General features: G+C 71.4%; 21 protein-coding genes. 5 read left to right on the top strand and 16 right to left on the bottom strand.

Annotation, left to right across the window (positions count from 1 at the left end):
- Positions 1 to 20: 20 nt before the first annotated feature.
- Positions 21 to 1,958: an O-antigen ligase family protein gene (locus ACFYZ8_RS14430; RefSeq protein WP_388532573.1), complete on the bottom strand. Its 1,938-nt coding sequence runs from the start codon at positions 1,956 to 1,958 to the stop codon at positions 21 to 23.
- Positions 1,959 to 2,077: 119 nt separating this feature from the next.
- Here ACFYZ8_RS14430 and ACFYZ8_RS14425 point away from each other — a divergent pair, with 119 nt between their 5' ends.
- Positions 2,078 to 2,740 (top strand): hypothetical protein, encoded by a 663-nt coding sequence (locus ACFYZ8_RS14425; RefSeq protein WP_359031077.1) that lies wholly within the window; start codon positions 2,078 to 2,080, stop codon positions 2,738 to 2,740.
- A gap of 17 nt (positions 2,741 to 2,757) precedes the next feature.
- Here ACFYZ8_RS14425 and ACFYZ8_RS14420 read toward each other — a convergent pair whose 3' ends face one another.
- From ACFYZ8_RS14420 to ACFYZ8_RS14385, 8 genes are all read right to left on the bottom strand, one after another.
- A complete protein-coding gene (locus tag ACFYZ8_RS14420) occupies positions 2,758 to 3,804 on the bottom strand; it encodes a glycosyltransferase family 2 protein (protein WP_388532571.1) in 1,047 nt (348 codons plus the stop codon).
- A gap of 74 nt (positions 3,805 to 3,878) precedes the next feature.
- Positions 3,879 to 7,481: a DUF4082 domain-containing protein gene (locus tag ACFYZ8_RS14415; protein WP_388532569.1), complete on the bottom strand. Its 3,603-nt coding sequence runs from the start codon at positions 7,479 to 7,481 to the stop codon at positions 3,879 to 3,881.
- 71 nt (positions 7,482 to 7,552) lie between these two features.
- Positions 7,553 to 8,671: a DegT/DnrJ/EryC1/StrS family aminotransferase gene (locus ACFYZ8_RS14410; RefSeq protein WP_388532567.1), complete on the bottom strand. Its 1,119-nt coding sequence runs from the start codon at positions 8,669 to 8,671 to the stop codon at positions 7,553 to 7,555.
- The gene (locus ACFYZ8_RS14405) at positions 8,668 to 9,357 is read right to left on the bottom strand and encodes an acetyltransferase (RefSeq protein ID WP_359031073.1); all 690 of its coding nucleotides are present in this window, start codon (positions 9,355 to 9,357) and stop codon (positions 8,668 to 8,670) included. The genes ACFYZ8_RS14410 and ACFYZ8_RS14405 overlap by 4 nt, the downstream gene beginning before the upstream one ends.
- Complete coding sequence (locus ACFYZ8_RS14400) at positions 9,354 to 10,493, bottom strand: DegT/DnrJ/EryC1/StrS family aminotransferase (RefSeq protein ID WP_359031072.1); 1,140 nt, start codon at positions 10,491 to 10,493, stop codon at positions 9,354 to 9,356. The genes ACFYZ8_RS14405 and ACFYZ8_RS14400 overlap by 4 nt, the downstream gene beginning before the upstream one ends.
- Entirely contained in the window at positions 10,490 to 11,476 is a 987-nt protein-coding gene (locus ACFYZ8_RS14395; protein ID WP_359031071.1) for an NAD-dependent epimerase/dehydratase family protein, read from the bottom strand. The genes ACFYZ8_RS14400 and ACFYZ8_RS14395 overlap by 4 nt, the downstream gene beginning before the upstream one ends.
- Positions 11,477 to 11,538: 62 nt before the next feature.
- Complete coding sequence (locus ACFYZ8_RS14390; protein WP_388532565.1) at positions 11,539 to 12,594, bottom strand: Gfo/Idh/MocA family protein; 1,056 nt, start codon at positions 12,592 to 12,594, stop codon at positions 11,539 to 11,541.
- Positions 12,595 to 12,617: 23 nt separating this feature from the next.
- Positions 12,618 to 13,937, bottom strand: coding sequence for a sugar transferase (locus tag ACFYZ8_RS14385; protein WP_359031069.1), 1,320 nt, complete (start codon positions 13,935 to 13,937; stop codon positions 12,618 to 12,620).
- Between the two features lie 367 nt (positions 13,938 to 14,304).
- Here ACFYZ8_RS14385 and ACFYZ8_RS14380 point away from each other — a divergent pair, with 367 nt between their 5' ends.
- The 3 genes from ACFYZ8_RS14380 (at position 14,305) to ACFYZ8_RS14370 (ending at position 18,223) form a co-directional block, all read left to right on the top strand.
- Entirely contained in the window at positions 14,305 to 15,156 is an 852-nt protein-coding gene (locus ACFYZ8_RS14380) for a glycosyltransferase (protein WP_388532563.1), read from the top strand.
- Positions 15,157 to 15,183: 27 nt separating this feature from the next.
- The gene (locus ACFYZ8_RS14375; RefSeq protein ID WP_388532562.1) at positions 15,184 to 16,479 is read left to right on the top strand and encodes an MFS transporter; all 1,296 of its coding nucleotides are present in this window, start codon (positions 15,184 to 15,186) and stop codon (positions 16,477 to 16,479) included.
- Positions 16,480 to 17,170: 691 nt separating this feature from the next.
- A complete protein-coding gene (locus ACFYZ8_RS14370; protein ID WP_388532560.1) occupies positions 17,171 to 18,223 on the top strand; it encodes a TolB-like translocation protein in 1,053 nt (350 codons plus the stop codon).
- Between the two features lie 117 nt (positions 18,224 to 18,340).
- Here the strand turns inward: ACFYZ8_RS14370 and ACFYZ8_RS14365 are convergent, their stop codons facing one another.
- From ACFYZ8_RS14365 to ACFYZ8_RS14345, 5 genes are read right to left on the bottom strand one after another with little or no spacing between them, the layout of a single operon-like run.
- Positions 18,341 to 18,763, bottom strand: a complete 423-nt coding sequence (locus ACFYZ8_RS14365) for a hypothetical protein (RefSeq protein ID WP_388532558.1) — start codon at positions 18,761 to 18,763, stop codon at positions 18,341 to 18,343.
- Between the two features lie 31 nt (positions 18,764 to 18,794).
- The gene (locus tag ACFYZ8_RS14360) at positions 18,795 to 19,259 is read right to left on the bottom strand and encodes an SHOCT domain-containing protein (RefSeq protein WP_388532556.1); all 465 of its coding nucleotides are present in this window, start codon (positions 19,257 to 19,259) and stop codon (positions 18,795 to 18,797) included.
- Complete coding sequence (locus ACFYZ8_RS14355; protein WP_388532554.1) at positions 19,256 to 20,236, bottom strand: YhjD/YihY/BrkB family envelope integrity protein; 981 nt, start codon at positions 20,234 to 20,236, stop codon at positions 19,256 to 19,258. The genes ACFYZ8_RS14360 and ACFYZ8_RS14355 overlap by 4 nt, the downstream gene beginning before the upstream one ends.
- Positions 20,237 to 20,240: 4 nt before the next feature.
- Entirely contained in the window at positions 20,241 to 21,587 is a 1,347-nt protein-coding gene (locus ACFYZ8_RS14350) for a hypothetical protein (RefSeq protein ID WP_388532552.1), read from the bottom strand.
- A 39-nt stretch (positions 21,588 to 21,626) separates the two neighbouring features.
- Positions 21,627 to 22,289 (bottom strand): HdeD family acid-resistance protein, encoded by a 663-nt coding sequence (locus ACFYZ8_RS14345; RefSeq protein ID WP_388532550.1) that lies wholly within the window; start codon positions 22,287 to 22,289, stop codon positions 21,627 to 21,629.
- Positions 22,290 to 22,582: 293 nt separating this feature from the next.
- On the opposite strand from ACFYZ8_RS14345, the gene ACFYZ8_RS14340 reads away from it, so the two are divergent.
- Entirely contained in the window at positions 22,583 to 23,992 is a 1,410-nt protein-coding gene (locus tag ACFYZ8_RS14340; protein WP_388532548.1) for a DUF2252 domain-containing protein, read from the top strand.
- A gap of 129 nt (positions 23,993 to 24,121) precedes the next feature.
- On the opposite strand, the gene ACFYZ8_RS14335 is transcribed toward ACFYZ8_RS14340, so the two are convergent.
- Together ACFYZ8_RS14335 and ACFYZ8_RS14330 are read right to left on the bottom strand one after the other, a co-directional pair.
- Positions 24,122 to 24,427, bottom strand: coding sequence for a hypothetical protein (locus tag ACFYZ8_RS14335; protein ID WP_388532546.1), 306 nt, complete (start codon positions 24,425 to 24,427; stop codon positions 24,122 to 24,124).
- Between the two features lie 125 nt (positions 24,428 to 24,552).
- Entirely contained in the window at positions 24,553 to 24,750 is a 198-nt protein-coding gene (locus ACFYZ8_RS14330) for a hypothetical protein (RefSeq protein ID WP_388532544.1), read from the bottom strand.
- Positions 24,751 to 24,754: the final 4 nt, after the last annotated feature.

Genomic DNA, 24,754 nt, shown 5'->3' with positions numbered 1-24,754 from the left:
CGAGTTGGGGAAGCCGGTCTTCAACGGTCTTGCGGGGGGGCGGCCGGGACCGCGGCTGCCGCCGCCTCGCGCCGGACGAATCCGAGGTAGCTGCCGCCCGCCCCCAGCACCAGGAAGAACATGCCTGCGAACATGGGGAAGCTGAGCGAGTCGAAGGTCGCGCTGCTGACCAGGGCGACCAGCGACGAGGCGAAGAACGCCTGTCCGAGTTCGCGGTCGGACTCGGTGCGGGCCAGCCGGCGGACGGCACCGCCGTGATGGATGCCGGTGACGAACAGCACGAGCAGGGCGATCAGTCCGAGCACCCCCATCTCGGCGAGCGTCAGCATGTACTGGTTGTCGGTGAAGAAGTACAGGTCGGGGGTGAAGGTGCCGAAGCCCCGCCCGAACAGCGGGTGTTCCTTCAGATAGGGCACGATCGCGCTGTACTTGACGGTTCGGGCCTGGGTGCTGCTGTCGGAGTTGGACAGGAACGACGCGAACAGGCCGGTGATCGTGCCGATGAGACCGGGGACGAGCACCTTGAAGACGGCCACCGAGGCGGTCATCACGCCGATCGCGGCCCAGCGCCGGGCCGGCTTCCAGCGCGGCACCATCACCAGGGCCACCAGCAGCAGCCCGACGATCGAGGTCCGCGACACCGACAGGGGCAGCGCGCCCCCCATGAGCAGCACCGGGCCCCAGCGGCGCAGGACGTGCAGGTGACGTCGTACCGGATCGAAGGCCTGCTGGATCGCGAAGGGCAGCAGGATCGCCAGCATGCCGGCGAACTCCAGCGGCTGGGCGGTGGTGGCCCGGGGCCGGGTGAAGGCACCTCGGTCCATGACGCTCACCTGGGCCACGCTGGTCTGCAGGCCGGGGATGTGGATGGAGTCGGCGATGTTGGTGGCCGCGAAGAAGTCGTAGAACCCGATCGCGGCGACGACGGACGCGAAGACGACCACCCGGCGCATCAGCACGTCCAGCCGGCCGCGCTCCTGCACGGCCGCCGAGGTCAGCACGACGAGCGACACCCACACCAGGTATCCGATGAGTCCGCGGTCGGCCCCGAGGACCTCCTGGTGCGAGCTCTCGCGCATCGCGTCCGCGATGTAGGCCATGAGGACGGCCGTGCCGAGCACGCACATCGACACCCGCACGAACCTGGTGCCGGGGGCGGGCAGGATGCGGCCGCCCAGCCAGGTCGCGAGGTACCACAACAGGCCCAGCAGGGCGAAGACGTTGGCCGGGGTGCCGACGCCGCCGAGCGCGGGCAGGGCCAGGTTCGAGGGGATGAACAGGGCCAGCGCGAGATAGCCGGTGAGGATCGCGGTGGCGTCGACGCGGCGGTTCAGCCAGCCCACCCGTTCACGGGTGGGGGCGCGGGCCTGACGCGGCGGGGCGGCTGCCTTGCGGCGGCGACGCACCACCGTCACGCCCTCCATCAGGATCGACAGCAGGAACGCGCTGACGACTCCCCCGATGACGACGGCCGCGATGCCCTGGTAGCGGTTCTTCGACTCGGCCACCGGCGTCTGGGGCAGGACCACGGGGGCCGTCTGCACGAGATAGGCGGGGGGCACCTTGGCGGCGGCCTGGAGGGCGTCGAGCTGCTCGCCGGCGAAGGCCGTCAGGATGTCGGTCTCCTTGAGCACCTTCTCCCGGTCGGTCCCGGTGACACTGAGCACGAGCAGCGGGCTCTCGCTGTCCGGGGCGAACCCGGTGGTGTAGGGGTCCGTGACGCCTCTGCCGTGCAACTCCTTGGCCGCGTCGCTGGATTCGAGGGTTCTGATCAGCACGTCGGCCGTGACGATCAGCGAACCGCCCGCGTTCGAGATGGGGTTGCCGAAGGTGGGCGCGAGCCGGGCCACGGCCGAGGAGTCCAGCAGCGCGACCGAGCTCTGCGACTCGTAGGAGACCGGGACGGTCTGGTAGAGGTACGCGCCACCGAGCAGGCTCAGTACGGTGAAAGGCACCATGAAGTACCACCTTCGGCACAGAATGGCCCATATCTCACCAATGCTCATGAACCATTCCTCCTTTCGGTGGCATCCGGACCCATGTCCTGCCAGTATCGGGGGCGACGGAAGGAACTCACATGTCGCCCGGGAACGTCGCCGACGCACTGCTCCGCCGCTGGTACGTCCTGGTGGTGGCGATGCTGTTGACGGCCGCCGGGGCCTACCACGTGGTGCGCCCCGCCCCCCAGTACGTCGGCTCCGCGGTGGTGGTGCTCAAACCGCCGGTGACGCAGAACCAGCCCAACCAGCTCACCAACCTCCAGCCGCCGCTCGCCGTGCTCTCCTACGGCGTCGTACGGCAGCTGGAATCCCCGGCCGGGGCCAGGGAGTTGGAGGCGGCGGGCGTGCACGGGACCTACCATCTCGTCCCCCGCAACAGCGGCACCAGTGCGACGCCCCGCTATCTGATCCCCTCCCTGCAGGTGCAGTCGCAGGCGTCCGGTGCCGAGGCCGCGGTGACGGCGGTGAGCCGCATCATCGACGTCTACACCCGGCACGTCGACGCGCTGCAGAAGGCCGAGGACGTCCCCGCCGGAGCGCGGATCACCGCGACCGTCCTGACCTCCCCGAGCGCCGCCCAGGTGCGGGGCGACAGGATGCGAGGGCTGGCCGGTACGGCCCTGCTGGGTGCGGCGGTCGGCATCGTGGGCGCGCTGTGGCTCGACCGGTATCTGCTGAGCCGCCGCAAGGACGCCCCGGGCCGCCGCCGGCGCACCGGCCCGGTGCCCGCCGTGAACTGAGGGGAACAGGTCGCTCATCAGATTCCGCGGCGCTTCCAGGACTCCCACCACAGCCACTCCCGCCCGCGCTCGGCCACGGCCGACCAGACCAGCGGCTGGAGGTAGGGCATGGCCTTCGGGCCGATCCGCCGTCTGAGCCGCAGTGCGCGGTACTCGGGCAGGGCCCGGTATCCCGGCAGGCACTCCTCGGCGAACGCGACGCACTCGTCGACCGGGACGACCTCGGTACGTCCCCGGTCGTAGGCCCGGTAGGCGCGGCGCAGGGCGAAGCGGGCGAGCCGGGTGTGCACCTGGTCGGCCAGGCGGTCGGCGTCGGGCAGCTTGTCGGCGCACTTGGTGAGCACCGAGTCGAAGGCCACCAGACGCTGGCGCAGGTCGTCGAGCTGGCCGCCGAAGTCGACGGTGGACATGTTCTTGCCGTGGACGCGGTAGAAGGCCTGGTCGGCGCCGCGGATGTAGCCGACGTCGGCGTGGGCGGCGAGCCGCATCCACATCTCGATGTCGCCGGCGTGGGGCAGCGCCGGGTCGTAGCCGCCGACCCTGCGCTGGAGGCCGGTGCGGACGACGACCTCCGGTGAGGTGATGCAGCCGGTGCCCTCCCTGAAGCGCCGGTCGAGCCACCAGTGGCCGGGGTAGACGACCGAACCGGTGCTCCGCGTACGGGCCTTGGGCAGCGGGCCGCCGTGCTGGAAGCGCAGGGGGCGCCCGTAGGCGAAGCCGGCCTCGGGGTGGGCGTCCAGGAGGGCCGCGGCCCGTACCAGGGCGCCCGGGACCAGCCGGTCGTCGGCGGACAGCAGGGCCACGTAGTCACCGTCGGCCCACTCCAGCAGGCCTTCGTTGTACGTGGAGATGTGGCCCTTGTTGGTCTCGTGGACGTGGACCTCGATCCGCGGGTCGGAGGCGGCCAGTTTCTGCGCGACCTCCGCCGAGTCGTCGGGCGAGGCGTCGTCGATGATGAGCACCCGGACGTCGACGCCGTCCTGCTCGTCCAGGACGCTGCTCACGCAGTCGGCCAGGAAATGGCCGTACTTGTAGCAGGGGATGACAACACTGACGGTGCTCATCTGTGGGGAAGCCAATCCCCGGTGGTGGCCCGCGCCTTGCCGGGCACGGGCCACCACCGGTGGGTTCTGGTCGGTCAGTTCTTCTTCTTGCGGACGGTCGTCTTGCTGGTCAGGCTCCAGGTCTGGGACTTCACCGTGTGGCCCTTCTTGTCCTGGGCCTTGACCGTGACCTTGAACCGGGTGCCGTCCGGCAGGGGCGACGACAGATGGACGGACACCTTGTGGGTGGCCCTGTCGTAGGAGGTGACGGCCGTGACGTGGAGCTTCTTGGCGGCCTTGGAGCCGCTCACGACGGTCACCGTCGCCGTGACGGACGACAGCTTGGCCGAGGCGGGCAGGGTCGTGACGAGGGGGCTCGTCGCGTCGGCGGTGTGCGCCAGGGAGGACGCGGTCACCTCCGAGGCGCTGGCCGTCGCCAGGGACGCGCTCGGGTCGTCGGCGGTGAAGACCGGGCCGACCCAGTAGTTCGCGGATCCGTAGGAGCCGTTCGGGAAGGCCGCGGAACTGCCGTACCGGTAGAGCCCGTTGTGGTGGGCGCTGGTGTCGGCCGTGGCCGTGAGCGGGTAGGACTGGTGGGCCGCCGTGAAGTAGCCGCCGTCCACCGCGTAGTTGCCGTTCGGCGCGTGGTAGGAGGCGACGTAGGCGGTGCCGGCGGTGACCGCCACCGGGGTGGCGAAGGTCATCGTCTGCCAGCCCGTGGCCGACTCGGTGGTGAAGGTGCCGGTGGCGAGGAGCGTGCCGTCGTCGGACCACAGGCTGCCGGTGTGGGTGCCCGTGTTGGTCGCGCCCTTGTAGAAGGTGACGCCGGTGATCCAGCCGTCCGCCGAGGACGTGAACCGGGTGCCGAGTTCGACCGAGTTCCCGTCACCGGTCACCGCGGCGGTGGCCGGGGTGGCTGAGGAGTTCCACAGCGTGCAGGGGCAGGTGACCGCCGGCGGCTGGGAACTGGTGGTGAAGGTCCACGTCACCGGGTCCGCCATGGCGTTGCCCCACAGGTCGGAGGCCTGGACGGACGCCGTGTACGTGGTGTGCAGCGCCAGCTCGGTCGACGGGGTGAAGGTCGCCTTGTTCGACGCGGGGAGCGTCTTGGTGCCCGGCACGGTGGTGCCGTCCGGGTCCTTCACGGTGAACGTCAGGCTGTCGGCGTCGATGGCGTGGTCGAAGACGGCGGACACCGGTGCCGTGATCGACGTACCGGTCGCGCCGGACGTCGGCGAGGTGGAGGTGACCGCCGGCGGGGTCGTGCTGGCCGTCGAGGTGTCCAGCACCACGTCGACCCAGTAGTTGCTGCCGGAGGACGCCGAGGACGGGAAGGCGCTGGTGGAGCTGTAGCGGTAGACGCCGTTGCCGCCGTCGGTGCCGGACTGGAGTCCGGTCAGCGGGGCGAGGCCCGCTGCCTTGTCGGAGAAGTAGCCGCCGTCGTAGGAGTATCCGCCGTTGGGGGCGAAGTACGAGGCGACGTAGGTGGTGTTGGCCTTGACGGTCACCGGGGTGGAGAAGTTCAGCTGCTGCCAGCCGGAGGCCGTCTCGTTGGTGAAGGTGCCGGTGGCCAGGCGGGTGCCGGAGGCGGTCCACAGGCTGCCGGTGTGGGTGCCGGTGTTGGCGGACGACTTGTAGAAGCGGACGCCGGTGACCGAACCGGCCACCGTGGTACGGAACTTGACGCCGAGCTCCAGGGAGCTGCCGTCACCGCCGTTGACGGTGCCGGGGACCGCCGAGGCCGGCCAGATGGTGCAGGGGCAGGCCTGCGGGCCGACGGTCAGCGCGAGCGTGGTGGCGGAGCCGATGTTGACGCTGTCGTCCACCGCGCGGACCTTGATCGACGCCGGGCCCGGGGTCGTCGGGGTCCAGGTGTAGGTCCAGGACGTGAGGCCGGTGGCCGCGTTCCAGGTCGATCCGCCGTCCGTGGACACCTCCACGCGGGCCACGACGCCGCCGGAGTCGGAGGCGGTGCCCTTGACGGTGACCGGCTTCAGCGCCGGGACAGTGGCTCCGGAGGCCGGGCTGGTCACGGTGACGGCAGGGCCGGTGGTGTCGCTGGAGGCGGTGGCGGCGACGAGGTTGCTCTGCCGGGTGAGCGGCTGGACGCCCATGTCGGCGAGGATGTTGACGGTCGCCTGCTGCATGCGGGCGTCCTCGGTGACCACGGTGTCCGCCGGGTCGTACGTCGGCAGGTTGGTCAGGCCCCACGACCACTGCACGGTTCCCGCCCCGAACACCAGGGCTCCGGAGTCCTGGTCGCGGAACTCGACGAGGTTGTGGGTGGCGGTGCCGTTGCCGTACATGTTGCCCCAGTCGAGGCGGTACTTCCCGTCGTTGATGTCCACGGTGGTGGACGACAGGTCGATCGCGCCCGCGGGCCGGGTGCTGTTGGAGATGTCGCTGTCCCACTCGTAACCGAGCGTGCCGGCCGGGAAGGTGGCCGTCTGGCTCGCCGTGAGGTTCGCGATGGAGGTGCCCCGCCACAGCCGGTTCTTGCCGTACGAACCGGGGACCGTGATGGCGTCGGCGCGGTAGCCGTTCACCGTGAACATGGAGCCGGTGAGGATGTTCGGCGGCTGGTAGTCCTGACCGTAGTTGGTGCTGGCCGGGTCCATCCAGGTGCCGGTCCACTGGCCGCTCGGGTCGGCGATGCCGTTGTTCTGGGCCATCTTGGTCATCTTGTAGCAGACCAGGGTGCGGTCGGCGGTGCTGGTGCCGTCGACGCTGGGTGCCAGACGGGTCTTCCAGAACACCTCGTTGCCGCTGAAGAAGGCCTGTCCGACGCCTGCCTTGCGGGCCGCGAGGACATTGCTGTACTGGCTCTGGGTCCAGTACTCGTCGTGCCCGGACGACATGTACACCTTGTGCTTCTTCAGCAGGGTGGCGCCGTTGGCCGAGGACACGTCCACACCGGAGAGGTAGCTGACGTCGTAGCCGTTGCGCTCCAGCCAGGACAGCATCATGTACTCGGAGCCGTAGATGCCGTTGTCGCCGCCGATGTCCAGCGGCCGGTTGTAACTGACCTCGTAGGCCCGGCCGTCGGGCGCGGGGCCCGTGCCGCCGTAGAGGTCCTGGCCGCCGTAGTCGTTGTACGCCTGCCAGGTCTGGTCACTGGTCTGCACGACGACGTCGGAGGTGCTGGAGTCCTTGCGGACGACGAACGGGTACGGCATCATGCCGTCGCCGTCGGTCTGGGTGAGGTTCGCGATGTACAGACCGGAGACGGCGTCGCTGGGCACGGTCCAGTTCACGGTCACGGGCCAGTTGCCGCAGTCGACCAGGCCCGTTGCGGCCTTGGTGGTGCAACCGGCCTCTTTGTTCGTGTAGTTGGCCGGGTAGGTCGTCGCCGCCTGGGCCGGGGTGGAGATCAGACGTGCCCCGTCGCCGCCGTACCAGCCGAGACGGTAGATCTCGACGTGGTACGAGACCGGTGACTGGATCTTGAACTGGACGGTGTCACCGGCCTGGACGCTCTCCTTGGTGGAGAACCCCTTGATGTCACCGTAGGCGTTGGGCGAGTACCAGTCGGACATCGGGCTGCCCGCCTTGGAGTTCTCGCATACGACAGGGTTCGACCCCGTACCGCAGGGGTCGGACGCCGCCTGGGCGGTCCCCACCTGCGGGAGCACCGCCCATACCAACGCGGCTACGACGGCGAGGCGGCCGCCCCGGAGCCGTCTGCTCCATCTGTTCATGTGTACCTCTCAGCGGTGCTGTGCAGGACCGACCCGGAAGTCGGGGGTGAGGCGTGTGGTGAGGGGACCGATCAGCCTCGGAGCGCTTCGGCGAGCGCGGCCACGACCTGTTGCTGCTGGTCGGGGGTGATCTGGGGGTGCAGCGGCAGCGACAGGATCCGCTGCGCCGCGTTCTCGGCGTTGGGGAAGTCTCCCTGCGTGTGGCCGAGATGGCGGTAGGCCGGGGTGAGGTGGACCGGGGCGGGATAGTGCACCCCGGCGCCGATGCCCTCGGCGTTGAGCTTGCCGACGATGTCGTCGCGGTCGGCTCCGTCCACCTGGACGACGTACAGGTGCCAGACGTGGACGTTGCCCGGGGCCGTCACCGGGAGGACGACCCGTCCGGCGGCCGCGAGGTCGGCGAGGAGTTCGTCGTAGCGGGCGGCGGCCGCCCGCCGCGCCGCGTTGCCGTCGGCCAGGCGCTTGAGCTTGGCGCGCAGGACGACGGCCTGGAGTCCGTCGAGGCGGCTGTTGAAGCCGGGCACGTCATGGCGGTACTTGGCGACGCCGCCGTGGTTGGCGATCGCCCGCACCAGGCCGGTGAGTTCCTCGTCGTCGGTCAGCACCGCGCCCGCGTCGCCGTAGGCGCCGAGGTTCTTGCCCGGGTAGAAGCTGGTGGCCGCGACGCCGCCACTGCCCGGAGCGCGGCCGTCGCGGGTGGCGCCCTGGCACTGGGCCGCGTCCTCCACCACCCTTACACCGTCGGGCAGTTGGGAGGTCAGTTCGGCCACCTCGGCCATCTGGCCGTACAGGTGGACCGGGACGACCGCCCGGGTGGCCGGGGAGACGGCCTCCAACGCGGCCCGGGGGTCGAGGAGATGGCTGTCGGGCAGGCAGTCCGCCAGGACCGGTCGCGCGCCGATCCGGGCCACGGCACCCGCGGTGGCGATGAAGGTGTTGGCGGGTATCACGACCTCGTCGCCGGGGCCCACCCCGCTCGCGCGCAGGGCGAGTTCGACGGCGTCGGTGCCGTTGGCGACCCCCACGCAGTGGGCGACACCGCCGAAGTCGGCGTACTCGCGCTCGAACTGCCGGACCTCGTCGCCGCCGACGAACGCGGTGTTCGCCAGCACTCGGTCGAAGCCGGCCCGGACCTCGTCGGCGACCTCTTCGTGGGCCGCCTTGAGGTCCACAAGCGGAATCTGGTTCATGTCAGCGGTCCCCCCACTGTTGTGTCGGCAAGTTCGTCCAGCGCGGGCGCCCCCGCCGCGCGCAGCCGCCGGGCCGGGCTCCCCACCCAGACCTCACCCGGCGGAACGTCTTCCAGTACGGCACTCCCCATGCCGATCTGCGACCAGGCACCCACCCTCGTGCCCTCCCTGACCAGAGCGCCGGAGCCCACGTAGGCACCGCGCTCCAGCCGCACCGTCCCGCCCAGGCGGACCCCGGACGTGAGCGTCACGAAGTCCTCGGCCACGTCGTCGTGGGTGAGCACGACCTGCGGCATCACCGCGACATGCTTGCCGACACGCACGGCGGCGGTCAGGACGCACTGCGCGAGCAGGACCGAGCCGGGGCCGATCACCGAGTTCGCCGAGACCACCGCGCTCGGGTGGACCACGGTGGCGTAGCGGTCGTCGGGCAGGCCGAACCTGCGGACCAGCCGGGCGCGGGCCGCGTAGTCGCGCGGGTTGCCCACGCAGATCACCACCCGCGCCTTCGGCAGTTCGTGGACCAGGTCGCAGCCGCCGAGGACGGGCACGCCGGCCACGTCGGTGCCGTGCAGGTCCGCGTTGTCGTCGAGGTGTCCGAGCAGCTCGAACTCCCCGGTGTCCGCCACGGCCTGGGCGGTCTCCCGGGCGAAGCCGCCCGCGCCGACGATCACAAGTCCGGTCATCCGCCCGCCTGTTCGCGCAGCGCCGCGACGACCCGGTCCTGCTGGGCCTCGGTCATCGTGTGGAACAGCGGCAGGATCAGCGAGTCCCGGCTGATCCGCTCGGTCACCGGCAGCGGCACGCTCGGGTGCTCCGCGTAGGCGGGTTCGAGGTGCGCGGCCATGATCCCGCGCCGGGCGGAGACACCGGCGTCGGAGAGCGCGGCCAGCAGGTCGTCGCGGCCGACGGGGAAGTCCTCGGCGAGCAGCACCCAGTAGGACTGGAAGTTGCTCTGCCCGTGCGCCGGGTCGCGTACGGCGGTGAGGCCCGGGATGTCACGCAGCAACGCGTCGTAGCGCGCGGCCAGTTCGCGGCGGCGGGCGATCATCGCGTCCAGCTTGCCGAGCTGGACCAGGCCGATCGCGGCCTGGACGTCGGTCATCCGGTAGTTGAAGCCGACTTCCAGGTAGCTCTCCAGCACCGGCCTGTTGCTCGCGTGGCGTTCGGCCGCCGAGGCGTTCATGCCGTGCTCGCGCAGCCGGCGCAGCCGCGTGGCCCACTCGGCGTCGTCGGTGGTGACCATGCCGCCCTCGCCGGTGGTGACGAGCTTGCGGGGGTGGAAGGACCAGGCGGCGAGCAGCGCGCCGTGCCCGACGGGCTTGCCTCCGACGGTCGAGCCGATCGCGCAGGCCGCGTCCTCGACCAGCGGCAGGTCCCAGTCGGCGCAGGCGGCGCGCAGCGCGTGCACGTCGGCCGGCACGCCGCCCTGGTGGACGGCGAGGACGGCCTCGGTGCGCGCGGTGCGGACCTGCTCCACGGTGGCCGGTGTCAGGTTGCCGGTGACGGGGTCGACATCGGCGAACACGGGCTCCGCGCCGACGTACCGTACGGCGTTGGCCGTCGCGATGAAGGACAGCGAGGGCACCACGACCTCGTCGCCGGGTCCGACGCCGAGGGCGACCAGCGAGAGGTGCAGGGCGGTGGTGCAGGAGCTGACCGCGACGGCGTGCTCGGCGCCGACCCGCTCGGCGAAGGCCTTCTCGAAGGCGGCGACCCGGGGGCCCTGGGCGACCCAACCGGACAGCACGGCGTCGGAGGCGGCCTTGGCCTCCTCCTCGCCGAGCCAGGGGATCATGACAGGGATGCGGTCGGTGCTCACTCGGCGGCCTCCTCGGCGGCGGAGCGCTCGGCGCGCCACCACTGGACCAGGTCCCTGAGGCCCGTGCGCAGGTCGATCTCCGCGGTGAAGCCGAGGCGTTCGGCGGCCTGGGTGGTGTCCGCGAGCCTGCGGACCACCGAGTTCACCGAGCGGGCGGGCCCGTGCACCGGCTCCAGGCCCTCGGCGCCCATCGCCTCCAGCAGTCCGTCGGCGAGCTCGCGCAGCGAGGTCTCGGTGCCGCTGGCGATGTTGAAGACCTCGTCGGTGACGTCGGATTCGGCGGCCAGGATGTTGGCTCTGGCGATGTCGCGGACGTCGACGAAGTCCATGGTCTGGGTGCCGTCGCCGAGGATCAGCGGCGGCTCGCCCGCCTCGATGCGCTCCATCCAGCGGATGAGCACCTCGGTGTACAGGCCGTGGATGTCCATCCGGGGGCCGTAGACGTTGAAGTAGCGCAGCGCCACGTAGTCGAGCCCGTACATGGCGTGGAAGCTGCGCAGCATGCCCTCGTTGAAGGCCTTCGCCGCGCCGTAGAAGGTGTCGTTGTTGTAGGCGTGGTGGCGCTCGGTCGTCGGGAAGACCTCGGCCATGCCGTAGACGGACGCCGAGGAGGAGGCGATGACCTTGCCGACGCCGGCCGCGGCCGCCGCCTCGAGGACGTTGAAGGTGCCGTCGACGAGGACCTCGTTGGCGAGCCTCGGCTCCTCCGCGCACTGGGTGATGCGGATCGCGGCGAGGTGGAACACCAGGTCCGCGCCCTCGGTGACCTTCTTCACGGTGTCGACGTCCCGGACGTCGCCCTCGACGACCTCGACCACGCCGCTGGGCAGGGCCTTCGCGAGGTTGGCCCGGCGCCCGCGCACGAAGTTGTCGAGTACGACGATCTCGCGGGCGCCGCCCTGGGCCAGCAGGTCGACCAGGTTGGAGCCGATGGTGCCCGCTCCCCCGGTGACCAGGATCTTCTTGCCACGTACGCTGCTCAACTGCTGTGCCCTCTCAGGGAATCGCATCGCTTGGTTGCTGTCGTCCGACTGCTCGGTCCCGCTCAACGACCGGCGCGCAGGCCGACGACCGCGCCCTTGAACTCCAGGCTCCGGGAGGCCGCCTCGAGGATGTCCAGCACCCTCAGGCCCGCACGTCCGTCGGTGAGCGGCGCCCGTCCGGTCCTGATCGAGTCGGCGAACTCGTCGACCATGCTGCGCAGCGCTTCCTTCTCGCCGATCGCGGGCGCGACCATGTCTCCGGAGCGGTAGGAGATGAGCATGTCCCGGCGCTCGTCCACGCCGATCTCCTGCGGCGCGGCCATGTCCACGCCCCGGTCGTAGACCGACACCCGCTGGAGGGGGTTGAGGTCGTCCCAGAGCAGGGTGCGCTTGGAGCCGCCCACCATGGTGGTGCGTACCTTCGTCGGCGACAGCCAGTTGACGTGCACGTGGGCGATGGCCCCGGTGCTGAGCGTGAGCGTCAGGTAGGCGATACAGGCCTGTCCGGCGCCGATCGGGTCCGCCCCGTGGGCGGCGACGGCGACGGGCTCGACGCCCTCGGGGAGGATGAAGTCCAGGATCGACAGGTCGTGCGGGGCGAGGTCCCACAGGACGTCGATGTCCTTCTGGACCAGCCCGAGGTTGATGCGGACCGAGTCGACGAAGTGGACCTCGCCGAGCTCGCCGGAGTGGACCAGTTCCCTGATGCGGCCCACTGCGGGCGTGTAGCAGTAGGTGTGGTCGCACATCAGGGTGAGCCCGCGCTCCTCGGCCTCGGCCACCAGCCGCATCCCGTCGGCGTAGGTCGCCGCGAGCGGCTTCTCCACGAGGACGTGCTTTCCGGCACGCAGGGCGGCCAGGGCGATGTCGAGGTGGGTCCCGGCGGGCGTGGCCACGGCGACGGCGGCCACGTCGGGGTCGGCGAGTACGGCCGCGTAGTCCGAGGTGGCCTCGACGGTCGAGTAGCCGCCGAGGACCCGCCGGGCGCGGTCCACGTCGAGGTCGCACAGATGGCGCAGCCGGAACTGCTCACTGGCCTGGAAGTTGCGGACGAGGTTGGGGCCCCAGTAGCCGGCCCCGACGACCGCGACCCCCAACGGCTCACTGGTCTTGGTCACTTGGTTCCTCTTCCTTCGGTCCATCAGTAGGCCCCCGTTCCGCGCACCACCGCTGTCGTGGTGCGCGCCAGGATGGACAGGTCGAGGCTGGTCGACCAGTTGTCCACATATGCGAGATCGAGCCGGACCGCTTCCTCCCAGGGCAGGTCCGAGCGGCCGCTGACCTGCCACAGCCCGGTGAGGCCGGGCTTCACGAGCAACCGGCGCCTGACCTCGGCCGGGTACTCCTCCACCTCCTCGGGCAGCGGCGGGCGGGGGCCGACGAGCGACATGTCGCCCCTGACCACGTTGATCAGCTGCGGCAGTTCGTCGAGCGAGCTGCGGCGCAGGAACGACCCGACCCGGGTGATCCGCGGGTCCCCCTTCACCTTGAACAGCAGTCCGTCACTGTTCTGGTTGAGGTGCTCCAGCTCCGCGCGCAGGGCCTCCGAGTCGGGGCGCATCGTGCGGAACTTGAACATGGTGAAGTGGTCGCCGTACCGGCCCACCCGCTGCTGCCGGAACAGTGCCGGTCCCGAGCTGTCCATGCGGACGATCAGCGCGATCAGCAGCAGGGGCGGGGCGAGCAGGAGCAGGAGCGCCGCCGCGAAGGAACGATCCAGCAGTTCCTTCGGCAGCCGGGAGGCGCGGGAGAAGTTCGGCGCCTGGACGCGCACCAGCGGCACCCCGTTCGTGGGCCGTACCGCGAGCCGGCCGGCGGACACGTCGGCCAGGACGGGGGCCAGCAGGAAGTCGACGCCCCGGGCGGCCGCGGTCCAGGACATCCTGCGCAGGACGGAGGCGTCGAACTCGGGCGCGGGCAGCACGACCAGCGTGCCGATGCCCATGGCCCGGATGACGTCGTCCATGGTGTCGACACCGCCGAGGACCGGGATCCCCAACTTGCGGACCTCAGTGGCGTTCTGAGGATCGCTCAGGCACACGCCGGCAGCCCTCAGTTCCTGGGAACCGCTGCGCCGCAGCACGGCGACCAGCTCCGCGATGCCGTGCGCCGGGCCGACCAGGAGTGTGGCGCTGCGGCCGCGGCCCCTCGCCCATCTGCGGTGCAGCCTGCGCCGGAGCGCGTAGCGGACCAGCAGGGCGAGGGCGGCGGCCGGCATCGCAGCCATGATCATGTCATGAAGGAGGTCTGCATCGTGGGTGAACGACCAGTGCGCGACCGCGGCGAGCGCCGGCAACGCCACGGCACCGCGGAGCACCCGTCGGTACTCCTCCGTCCCCAGCCCCAAGGCGCTGCGGTCGTAGGTGCGGTGGGCGACCATGGCCACGATCCATGTCGGGGGCAGCACCAGGGCCACCGCCCAGCGGCCGTAGGCCGCGTGGATCACGAAGGCCGCGGCCACAGCGGCAAGGCTGTCCGCGGCCAGCAGGACGATCCGGTACCTCTGCTCCCAAGGTCTTCGGCGATCTTGCGGATTCCGATGTTCCACAAGCTGTTGCTCATGCGTGACCTCAATGGTCATGCGCCCCCCACACGTGCACGGTTACCCCTGACCGAACACCGATGTGCCCCCGACACAGCGGCAGTTGAAACAAAAGAAGCCGCAGCGGTTCCCCAACCGCCTCATGTCCCCATACATGTCGGCTTGGACCTCACGTTCCCCACCCAAACCGGTTCGGCGGCCCTCAATCTAGACCACCGAACGCAGTCACGGGAACAGTTGGACGAAACACACATCGCAATAGTGACATCGACTGCATACTGCCCAGGTGACGAGCATCGTGATCCCGGCCCACAACGAGGCGCAAGTCATCGGCCGGCTCCTCGATTCACTTCTGGCCGATTCCGTGGAGGACGAGACAGACATCGTGGTCGTGTGCAATGGCTGTACGGACGACACCGCGCGGATCGCGGCCGCTCGCGGTCCCCGCGTGCGCGTGGTCGAGATCCCCGTGCCGTCCAAACACGCCGCGCTGCGCGCGGGCGACGACCACGCGCGCGGCTTCCCGCGCCTGTACGTGGACGCCGACGTCGTCCTCGGGAGCGCCGACGTACGGGCGCTGACCGCGCCGCTCGACGACGACACCTCGGGCATCCTCGCCACCGCACCGGAACGGCACGTTCCGCTGGACGCCTGCGCCTGGCGGGTGCGTGCCTACTACCGGGTGTGGCAACGGCTGCCCGCCGTGCGCGAGGGGCTGTTCGGCCGGGGTGTCATCGCGGTCTCCAAGGCCGGGCACGCCCGGATCGCCGCGCTGCCGCCACTGATGGCGGACGACCTGGCCGCGTCCCTGGCCTTCGCGCCCGAGGAGCGGTGCGTGGTCGACGCGGCCCGGGTCGTGGTCCAGCCGCCGCGAACATGGCCGGATCTGATCAAGCGGCGGATCCGGGCCGCGGTGTCCACGGCGCAGGTCGAACAGCAGCACCAGAGCCCGCAGGAGGCGTCGGCGCGCACCAGCAAGGCGGACCTGATCGCCCTGGTCCGCGCCGAGCCGGGGCTCATCACGGGTGTCGTAGTCTTCGTCGCGGCGGCGGTCGTCGCCCGGCGCGGGGCCGCGAAGGCCATCCGGGCACAGGACTTCGGCACCTGGCTGCGGGACGAGAGCAGCAGACAGAACTGAAGCGCACCAGATCCGGAGCTCGCGAACATGTACCTCACCGACCGCTCGGCGCCCGCGAGGGCGGACACCGGCCAGGGCCGAAGACGCGGCCTGCGCCCCGGAGTCGCCCCGGTCGTGCTCGTGCTGGGCACGGTCAGCCTGATCACCGACATCTCCTCGGAGATGGTCACCGCCGTCCTGCCGCTCTACCTCGTCTCCACGCTCGGCTTCACCCCGCTGGCCTTCGGCACCCTCGACGGTGTCTACAACGGCGTCAGCGCGCTGGTCCAGCTGACCGGCGGCCACCTCGCCGACCGGATCCGCAACCACAAACTCCTCGCCGGCCTCGGCTACGGCCTGTCCGCACTGTGCAAGCCGCTGCTCCTGCTGGTGAGCAGCATCGGCGCGCTCGGCACGGTCCTCGCCCTCGACCGCACCGGCAAGGGTCTGCGCACCGCCCCGCGCGACGCGATGATCTCCCTGTCCACACCGTCCGCCAAACAGGGCCGGGCCTTCGGTGTGCACCGGGCGATGGACACGACCGGCGCGATGCTCGGACCGCTCGCCGCCTTCCTCATCCTGAGCGCGGCGGCCGACGGCTACGACGCGGTGTTCGGCGTGAGCACGTGTGTGGCGGTGCTCGGGGTGGTCGTGCTGGTGCTGTTCGTGCCGGGGCGGCGAAGGGGTGGGACGGACGGTTCCGCGGCGGGCGGCGAGGGTGGGGATTCCGAGGCTGTCGCCGGTAAGCCACCTGTCCGTGTCCGCGAGGCGTTCGCGCTGCTGCGCCTGCCCCGCCTCCGTGCCCTCGCCGGCTGCGCCGCACTCCTCGGCCTGACGACGGTCAGCGACGCCTTCGTCTACCTGCTCCTGCAACGCCGCGCGGGCATCGGCGAGCAGTGGTTCACGCTGCTCCCGCTGGGCACCGCCGTGGTGTTCCTGCTGCTGGCGGTGCCCGTCGGCGCGCTGGCCGACCGGGTCGGACGGCACAGGGTGTTCCTGGCCGGACACCTGGCCCTGCTGACCGGTTACGCCCTCCTGCTGTGGGCGCCGGCCACCCCGGTGCTCCCGTTCCTCGTGCTGGCCCTGCACGGGGTGTTCTACGCGGCCACCGACGGCGTACTCCCGGCCGCCCTCGCGGACATCGTGCCCGAGGAACTGCGCGCCAGCGGCCTCGCCATCGTCGGCACCAGCCAGGCGCTGGCCCGGTTCTGCTGCTCGCTGGCCTTCGGCGCGGCCTGGACGGTGTGGGGCGACGGCCCGGCGCTGGCCGCCTCCGCGGTCGGCCTGCTGTGCTGCGCGGCCATCGCGAGCAGGGTGCTGCGACCGACGGACGGCAACCGATGACCGCCGGGACCTGGACACTCCGGGACCTCGGCGGCGCAGGTGCCTCCACGATCGCCACAGCGCCGCCCATGGTCCCGGGCTTGGACGACCGATCCACCACGGACGGCACTGAAGCCCCGACAACCATTCCGACCCGGACGGTCCAGAGCCCCAACAGCCGCCACAACCTCGGCGACACAGGAGCCTCGACGATCACCACGGCGCCGCCCACGATCCCGGGCTTGGACGACCGATCCGGCCTCGGCGGTCCTGAAACCCCGATGGCCATCACAGCCCGGACGGTCCAAGGCCCGGATGACCTGCCCGGCCTCGGCGGTCCTGGAGCCCGGACACCCGTCACAGCACCGACGGCCCAGGACCCCGAGGATCGAGGCGCCACCGCCCGTCTTGACGCCCCGACGATCACCACAGCCCGGACGGTCCAGGGCCCCCACGGTCGCCCAGGCCACCACCGTCCAGCAGCACCGACGGCCCAGGGCCCGTACGACCGACCCACCACGGACGGCCCTGAAGACCCGTCGGCCACCCCGGCCCCGCCGGACCAGCACCCTGAACGACCGCGAAGGCACCGACGGTCCCGAGGCCGGCACGACCGCCGCCGCCCCCACGTTCCCGAGGCCTCGACACCCGCCGCCGTCCCGACGGTCCGTGAGTCGATGATCTCCACGACCGCCAGGGCCCCGGAGCCCCGATGACCACCACCGCCACGCCGAGGAACCACATGACACCGCTACGCCGCCGCCTGCTCGTCCTCGTCACGGCGGTCCTGCTGCTCGCGGGCGTGGGCACGGTCCTGGTGCTGCGTGCCGCCGACCGCGCGGACCGGGCGAACCGGCCCCAGTCGGGCGGCCCCGCCGTCGCCACGGGCAAGCTGACGCTCGACCAGAAGAACCGCCTGACGTTCATCAACGCGGCCGCCGGCCCGCACCGCACCGCGGTCGCCTCGGTCCCGTCCGCCGATCCGAAGGGCGGACGCACCGCCTCGGACCTCAAGTGCGCACGCTTCTACGCGGCCGCCGGCACCGGCATCTGCCTCCAGTCCAACCCCGGTGTCCTCAAGCAGAGCAACCGTGCCCTGCTCCTGGACGCCGACCTGCGCACCCGGCACACCTACGCGCTGGCGGGCACCCCCAGCCGGGCCCGGGTCTCCCCCGGCGGACGCTTCGTCGCCTGGACCGTCTTCGTCTCCGGGGAGTCGTACTCGTCGGCCTTCTTCTCCACCCGGACCTCGGTCCTGGACACCCGCACCATGAAACTGACGCCCAGTCTGGAGTCGTTCGCCATCACGCTGGACGGCAAGGCCTACCAGGCCTCGGACGTCAACTTCTGGGGTGTCACCTTCGCTTCGGACGACGACACGTTCTACGCCACCCTCAACACCGCCAACAAGACCTACCTGGTGCGCGGTTCGCTCTCCGGCCGCAAGGTCACCACGCTCGTCGAGAACGTGGAGTGCCCCTCGCTCTCCCCCGACGGCACCCGAGTGGCCTTCAAGAAGCGGGTGTTGTCGCGTACCGCCCTGTGGCACGAGTACGTCCTGGACCTGCGCACCCTCAAGGAGACCGCGCTCGCCGAACGCCACAGTGTCGACGACCAGGCCACCTGGCTCGACAACGAGACCGTCGCCTACGCCCTGCCCGCCGAGGGCAAGGTCGGCACCAGCGACCTGTGGAGCGTCCCGGCGAACGGCACCGGCAAGCCGCGTCTGCTGATCTCGGGGGCGTCCTCCCCGGCCCCTCTGTAGCGAGGGTCGCCCGGGCGGGTGAGCTGCCGCCCGCGCGACCGGACGCCTCCGACACGACGCTCTCCCCACCCCCGCATGACGGGCCCTCAGATGTCCCGTCCAGGACGCTCGAACGGTTCATTCGAAGGAGTCGTCACGCCGGACCACGCACAGGGCCCAGATGACCAGGGCCGAGAACGCGATCATCACGACCGACCACACCGGGTAGTACGGCAGGGAGAGGAAGTTGGCGATGACGACGAGCCCGGCTATGCCCACGCCGGCCACCCGCGCCCAGGTGGCCGCCCGGAAGAGTCCGAGGCTGACGACCACGGCGATCGCGCCCAGGGCGAGGTGGATCCAGCCCCAGCTGGTCAGGTCGAACTGGAAGACGTAGTTGGGCGTGTTGACGAAGACGTCGTCCTTGGCGATGGCCATGATGCCCCGGAAGATGTCGAGCACTCCGGCGAGCACCAGCATGACGGCCGCGAAGACCATCGTGCCGGCGGCCCAGTTCTGCTTGGCCGTGCTGGTGTGTGTGGTGTGGTGTGTGGCGGTCATCCTGACCCCTCGTTTCTGTCGGACGGCGTGTTCAGCGCCGCGAGGTGGCGGCGGCACCGGGGGACGTCCCCGCGCCATGGCCGCTCAGGACCAGCTCCTTCGCCCTGGCGAACTCCTCGTCCGTGATGTCGCCGCTGGCACGGATCCGCGACAGCTTGGCGAGTTCGTCGGCGCTGCTGGTCGTCCCGCCGTCCTTGGCGGTCTCCCGGATGTACGAGTCGAAGGCCTGCTGCTGCGCACGGGCCTGCGCGGCCTCACGACGGCCCATGTTCTTCCCGCGGGCGATCATGTAGACGAAGACGCCCAGGAAGGGCAGCACGATCGTGAACACCAGCCAGCCGGTCTTCCCCCAGCCGCTCATGTCGTCGTCACGGATGATGTCGACGACGACCCGGAAGAGCAGGACGAACCACATGATCCACAGGAAGAACATCAGCATGGACCAGAAGACGCTCAGCAGCGGATAGTCGTACGCGAGGTACGTGGACGCACTCATGTCTGTCTCCTCCGTCCGGGGCCTTCGCCCGGCCGCCTGTCGGTGCCGTCCTCAGCGTGCCCACGGCAAGGACCGGGTGGCTTCACCCGGCGCGGGTGAGCGGGACCCGCGGCCCCGTCACGGACCGGTGGCCGGCCCCGGAGCACCGGGCCTGCGCGGTACCAGGCGCTGGAGGCGATGCTCTCGCCCAGGGCCAGGCCGCAGACGGCGACCAGGAAGACGCCGATCAGCCAGGACAGGAACGTGAAGACCGGCCCCAGCGGGCCGAACTCGTCGAGGCTGCGTTCCATGGCGAGCGGCAGGACCAGTCGGGCCGCCCCGCTCAGCGCGACCGTGCCGGTGCCCGCGAGGACCGCTCCCGGCAGCAGACTCCGCCAGCCGATCCGGCCGCCCAGCAGCAGATACGGGGTCCACCACCACAGCAGTGTCGCCGAGAGCAGGGACATCGTGAGGCCGACGGCCGGGCCGGCGCCGAACCCCTCGCGCAGCGGCGCCTGGGCCAGCAGGAACACCAGCCAGAGCACCAGCCACAGGGGCCAGCGCCAGACCGCGGCCCGCAGCGGGGCCCGGGGCAGGCGCCAGCAGCGTTCGCAGACCGCCTGCAGGGCCCGGCTGAACGCCGTCGCGGAGGCCAGCGCCACCAGCACACCCACGGCCCCGACGGAGTCGCGGGTGGTGCCGTCGGCGTAGAAGGTCCGGCGTACCTCGTCGAGCGTGTCACCGCGGACACCCAGCACCGATCGCAGCGAGTCGGCCAGCAGGTCCTGCACCCCGGCGGGCGCGAACGCCGCCACCGTCATCAGCAGCGGGAGCCCGGCGAGAAAGGCCTGCGCGGCCAGTCTCATGGCGCCTTCCACCACGTTGAGCGCCGCCAGCCGGGGAAGGAACCGGCCCAGCGCGCTCGAGCGCACGCTCCCGGCGACCTGTGCCGCCCGCGCCCTGCGCGTGGTCCGGGTCCGGGCGGAATCCCTGGTCATGGCCTCACGCGGCCGCGGGCCCCGGTCGGTCGGCGGTGTCCGGGGCCGGTTGTGCGGCGGCGAGCACCGCCAGGACGGCCAGCACCACCACGACCAGGACGAGGACCAGGACGACCGCGCCGACGGTGGGGTGGTTCCACAGCACGAGCGCGAGGGCGCCGGCCCCGATGGTGACACCGGTGGTCCACCGCTGGTGGGCGGACAGCCAGTGTCCGGTCAGCCCGGTGGTCAGGCCTTCGCGGCGCAGTGCGCGCCCGGCGTCCGAGGCCCCGCGCCGGGCCTGGGTGCGCACGCCGCGGGCGACCCGTCCGGGACCGTACAGGTACGCGGTCAGGGCCGTGAGCAGGCAGACGACGAGGAGGGTACGGGCGGCGGCGCGCAGGAAGCGGACGAAGGTGTCGAAGATCGCCGCGGCGGCGTCGGGTGGCAGCGTCGCCGAGGGAACGGAGTCGAGGTAGACCCGCCGCACCACGACCAGCGCGACGAGCAGCAGCACCGCCATCAGGCCGACGCCCAGGGCGGTGATCATCACCATCAGCCGGTGTCCGGGAGCGACCCACACGGTGAGGGCGGCGAGGGCGAGGGTCAGGACGGGCAGCCAGGTGCCGACGATGTCCAGCAGGCGCATGGCGTCCTGGGCCTTGGCCAGTTGCTCGGCGCGGAACAGGGTGACCGTGCGGTCGGTGTCCGGGATGGCGGCGGCCTTGTCGAAGCCGGCGTCGACGAGGCGTTGCCGCACCTGGTCGACGACGACGCCGATGTCCAGCTGCACCGTGTCCCCTTCGGCCCGCACCGCGCCGTCGCGCTCACCGGTGAGCATGTTCAGCACCGTGGCATGGGCCCGCCGGTTGGCGCCCTCCCATGCCTGCTGGAACACCTCGCTGGTGACCACACGGCTCACGCTCCGGTGCACGACGGTGTGCACCGCGGAGCGCAGGGGTGAGGTGAGCGACTTCGCCCCCTCGACCACGCGGGGCGGTGCCCCGTTCTCCGCCAGTGTCCTGGTGAGCGCGGCCGTGACCGCTGCCACGTCGACCCGGGCCACCACGCGGTCGGTGAGCCGGTCGATGACGACGTTCTGCACGTCCGGGTCCGCGGACAGTGGCGCGACGGTCTGCACATACCGGTCGGTGTCGGAGACCTGGTCGTGCACCCAGGTCGCGACCAGGGCGAGCGGTGCGAGCAGCAGCGTCAGGACCAGCAGGACCATGGCCCCCGCACGGCGCGATCGCCGGTGCCGGACCTTCGCGGCGCGGCGCAGCCGCCGGTACTCCGCGTGTTCCTCGGCGGTCACGGAGTGGCCGGTGTCCGCGCCGGAGCCCGGCGTTCTGGAGGTCGAGGCGGGATTCATGGGGTCTCCCTCGTGGTGCCCGGCGGACCGGGCACGGTCTCAGACGTCCGCCGGGGACTCGTGGAGTTCGGTGCCGCCGGATCGCCGCAGCGCGGCCCGCCAGGCGAGGGCGAGCACCAGCTCGAACAGGCCGAGCAGCACGAGCCACAGGCCGAGCAGCCGGGTCAGCGCACGGGCCGACTCGGCCGGCAGGGCCAGCACCACGATCCCGGCGACGACGGCGATCACCGCCGCGCCCAGGACGAAGGCGCGGTGCGGCAGGTCCTCGGCGGCGAGCGCCGTGTACAGGGTGAGGATCCCGGACACCAGCCAGACGACTCCGACGACCAGGGAGAGCGCGGCGATGGTCTGCAGCGGGTTGCGCAGGCACAGCACTCCGGCGAGGACGTACAGCACGGCCATGAGCAGCCCGGGGAGCCGTTCGCCGGGTCCGGTCCGGGCGAAGACGCCGACGAACCGGAATGCCCCGCTCACCAGCAGGTGCAGGCCGATGAGGACGGCGAGGACATGGAGGGTCTCGTCCGGCCAGACCAGCACGAGGACGCCCGGCACGAGCGTGGCGATCGCGGAACCGAGGATCCAGGTCCAGGAACGGCCGATTCGCTCCAGCACGTCCGGGCCACCGGCCGTGCCGTAGGGATCGGCCCCGTCGGGACGGTGCTCCGCGGCGGTACCTGATGCCGGACCACGCGGCAGGGTCATGGCTCCTCCTCGCCCGGTCGAACCGGTCGTCCGCGCACCACCCGGAGCGGTGTGCGCGCGGACCCTCAGGCGGCCAGCGTCCCGCGTGGCGCCGGCGGCCGGGTCACCCCCCACGGGTGATCCGCCGGCCTCGCGGCGCCGGTGGGCTGGGATGCGAGGTCGTACGCCGCCGCGGCGGCACCGACGAAGAGAGACGAGATGAGCGCTCTCCCGGCAGCCGGGACGGAGCACGGCCGTGCGCGGGCCGCCGGTCGCGGGGGCGGGGCCTCGTCGTCGAGCCAGGAGGTTCCGTCATGACCGCACCGAACTCTCTCACGGTCTTTCTGTCGCCGGCCGAACGGGCGGCGCTCGGCACCGGCGCCCGTGCCCATGCGCCCCGTTCGAGCCACGGGTTCTTCGAGGCGGGCCGCGAGCGCTTCGACCCCGTGGAGGTGATCGAGGGTCAGTCGGCCACGCGGGTACCGGAGTTGGTGCCCATCCGCTACGGCCGGATGCTCGAGTCGCCGTTCCGCTTCTACCGGGGCGCCGCGTCGATCATGGCGGCGGATCTGGGGGCCGTCCCGAACACGGGCCTGCGGGTGCAGTTGTGCGGGGACGCCCATCTGCTGAACTTCCGGCTGCTGGCCTCGCCGGAGCGTCATCTGGTCTTCGACATCAACGACTTCGACGAGACGCTGCCCGGGCCCTTCGAATGGGACGTCAAGCGCCTGGCCACCAGCTTCGCGATCGCGGGCCGGGCGAACGGCTTCTCCCGCAAGGAGCAGAACGTCCTCGTGCGGACCTGCGCCCGGGCCTACCGGGAGCGGATGCGCGAGTTCGCGGGCATGCGCACCCTGGACGTCTGGTACGCCCAGGACGACGCCGACCATCTCCGGGCGCTGCTGGCGTCCTCGATGGACAAGAAGGCCAGGCGCCGTACCGCCCGGGCCACGGCGCAGGCCCGCACCCGCACGCATCTCCAGGCCTTCGCGAAGCTCACGCGGAGCACGCCCGAGGGCCGCCGGATCGCCGCGGACCCGCCTCTGATCACACCGCTGAGGGATCTGCTGGCCGACACGACGGACAACCAGCAGGAGAAGGAGCTCCAGGCCGTTCTGGAGGGGTACGCGCGCACCCTGCCGTCCGAACGCCGGCACCTGCTGCACCACTTCCGTCTGGTGGACATGGCCCGCAAGGTGGTGGGGGTGGGCAGTGTCGGCACCCGCTGCTGGATCGTGCTCCTGCTCGGCAGGGACGACGACGACCCCTTGCTGCTCCAGGCCAAGGAGGCCCAGCCCTCGGTCCTGTCCGCCCAGACCGGCGGCGACCGCTACGACAACCAGGGCCGCCGGGTCGTGAGCGGCCAGCGCCTGATCCAGACCACCAGTGACATCTTCCTCGGCTGGACGCACGTGGTGGGCCTCGACGGCAACGAACGCGACTTCTACGTACGGCAGTTGCGGGACTGGAAGGGCATCGCCCGGCCGGAGACCATGGACCCCGGCCTGCTCGGGCTGTTCGCCCGGCTGTGCGGTTCCTCGCTGGCCCGGGCCCACGCCCGTTCCGGTGACCCGATCGCCATCGCCGCCTACCTGGGCTCCGGCAACCGCTTCGACCGTGCCCTCACCGAGTTCGCCCAGTCCTACGCCGACCAGAACGAACGGGACTTCGAGGCACTGGCGGCCGCGGTGCGCTCCGGCCGGGTGACCGCGGAGAATCTCTGAGGGGCGCGGTGAGCCGCGGTCGACCAGATCCTGGTGCGTGGAGTGGACCCGAGGGGTTCCTGGGTGCTTCCGGCGACCGGGAGCGACCACCGTCCGGTGGCGGCCGCGATCAGCTGGTGACCGGGGGCTTTATGGGTGGGGCGCGTTCTCCGGTTCGGTGTCCGGTGGTCCCGGCAGCGGCAGTTCCCGGATCGCCGGGTCCGTGACGCCGGACAGGAGGGCCTGTGCGAAGCGGTCCGCGCGCAGGACCTGGAAGGGGCGGGAGTGGTACGGCCGTGTCGTGGGGTCGAGCGGGTCCGTGAGGGCGAGCCGGTTGTGCAGGCCGGCGACGGTCTCGTAGGCGGTGGCGGGGTGGGTCTCGCGCTGGTGAGGGTCGGTGGCCGTGAGGGCGGAGAAGGCCGTGGCCGGGTCGCGAGGATCCTTGGTGGCCGCCACCGGTGAGCCGGTCGGCCGCCGGGGAGTCGCAGAACCGTTCGACTGTGCCCCGCTGCCCACGCCTTGACGTGCCGCTGCGCCGGGAACGGCCGGTCACACCGGCGACCGCGAGCCGGGCAGGTCGCTCACTCCGGCATCCGGCGCATCTCCACCACGTGCAGGCCCAGCGACTGGCAGCGGGCCAGCAGGCCGAACAGGTGCGCCTCGTCGACGACGGCGCCGAACAGGACGGTCTGTCCGGACATGACCACGCGTTCCAGCTCGGGAAAGGCTTCGGCCAGTGTGTCCGACATGTGTCCGTCGACTCGGATCTCGTAGCGCATGGGC

This window comes from Streptomyces sp. NPDC001668, assembly GCF_042893155.1.
Lineage (GTDB): Bacteria > Actinomycetota > Actinomycetes > Streptomycetales > Streptomycetaceae > Streptomyces.
The sequence above is the reverse complement of the archived record's forward strand: the minus strand, read 5'-3'. Positions and strand labels throughout refer to the sequence as shown.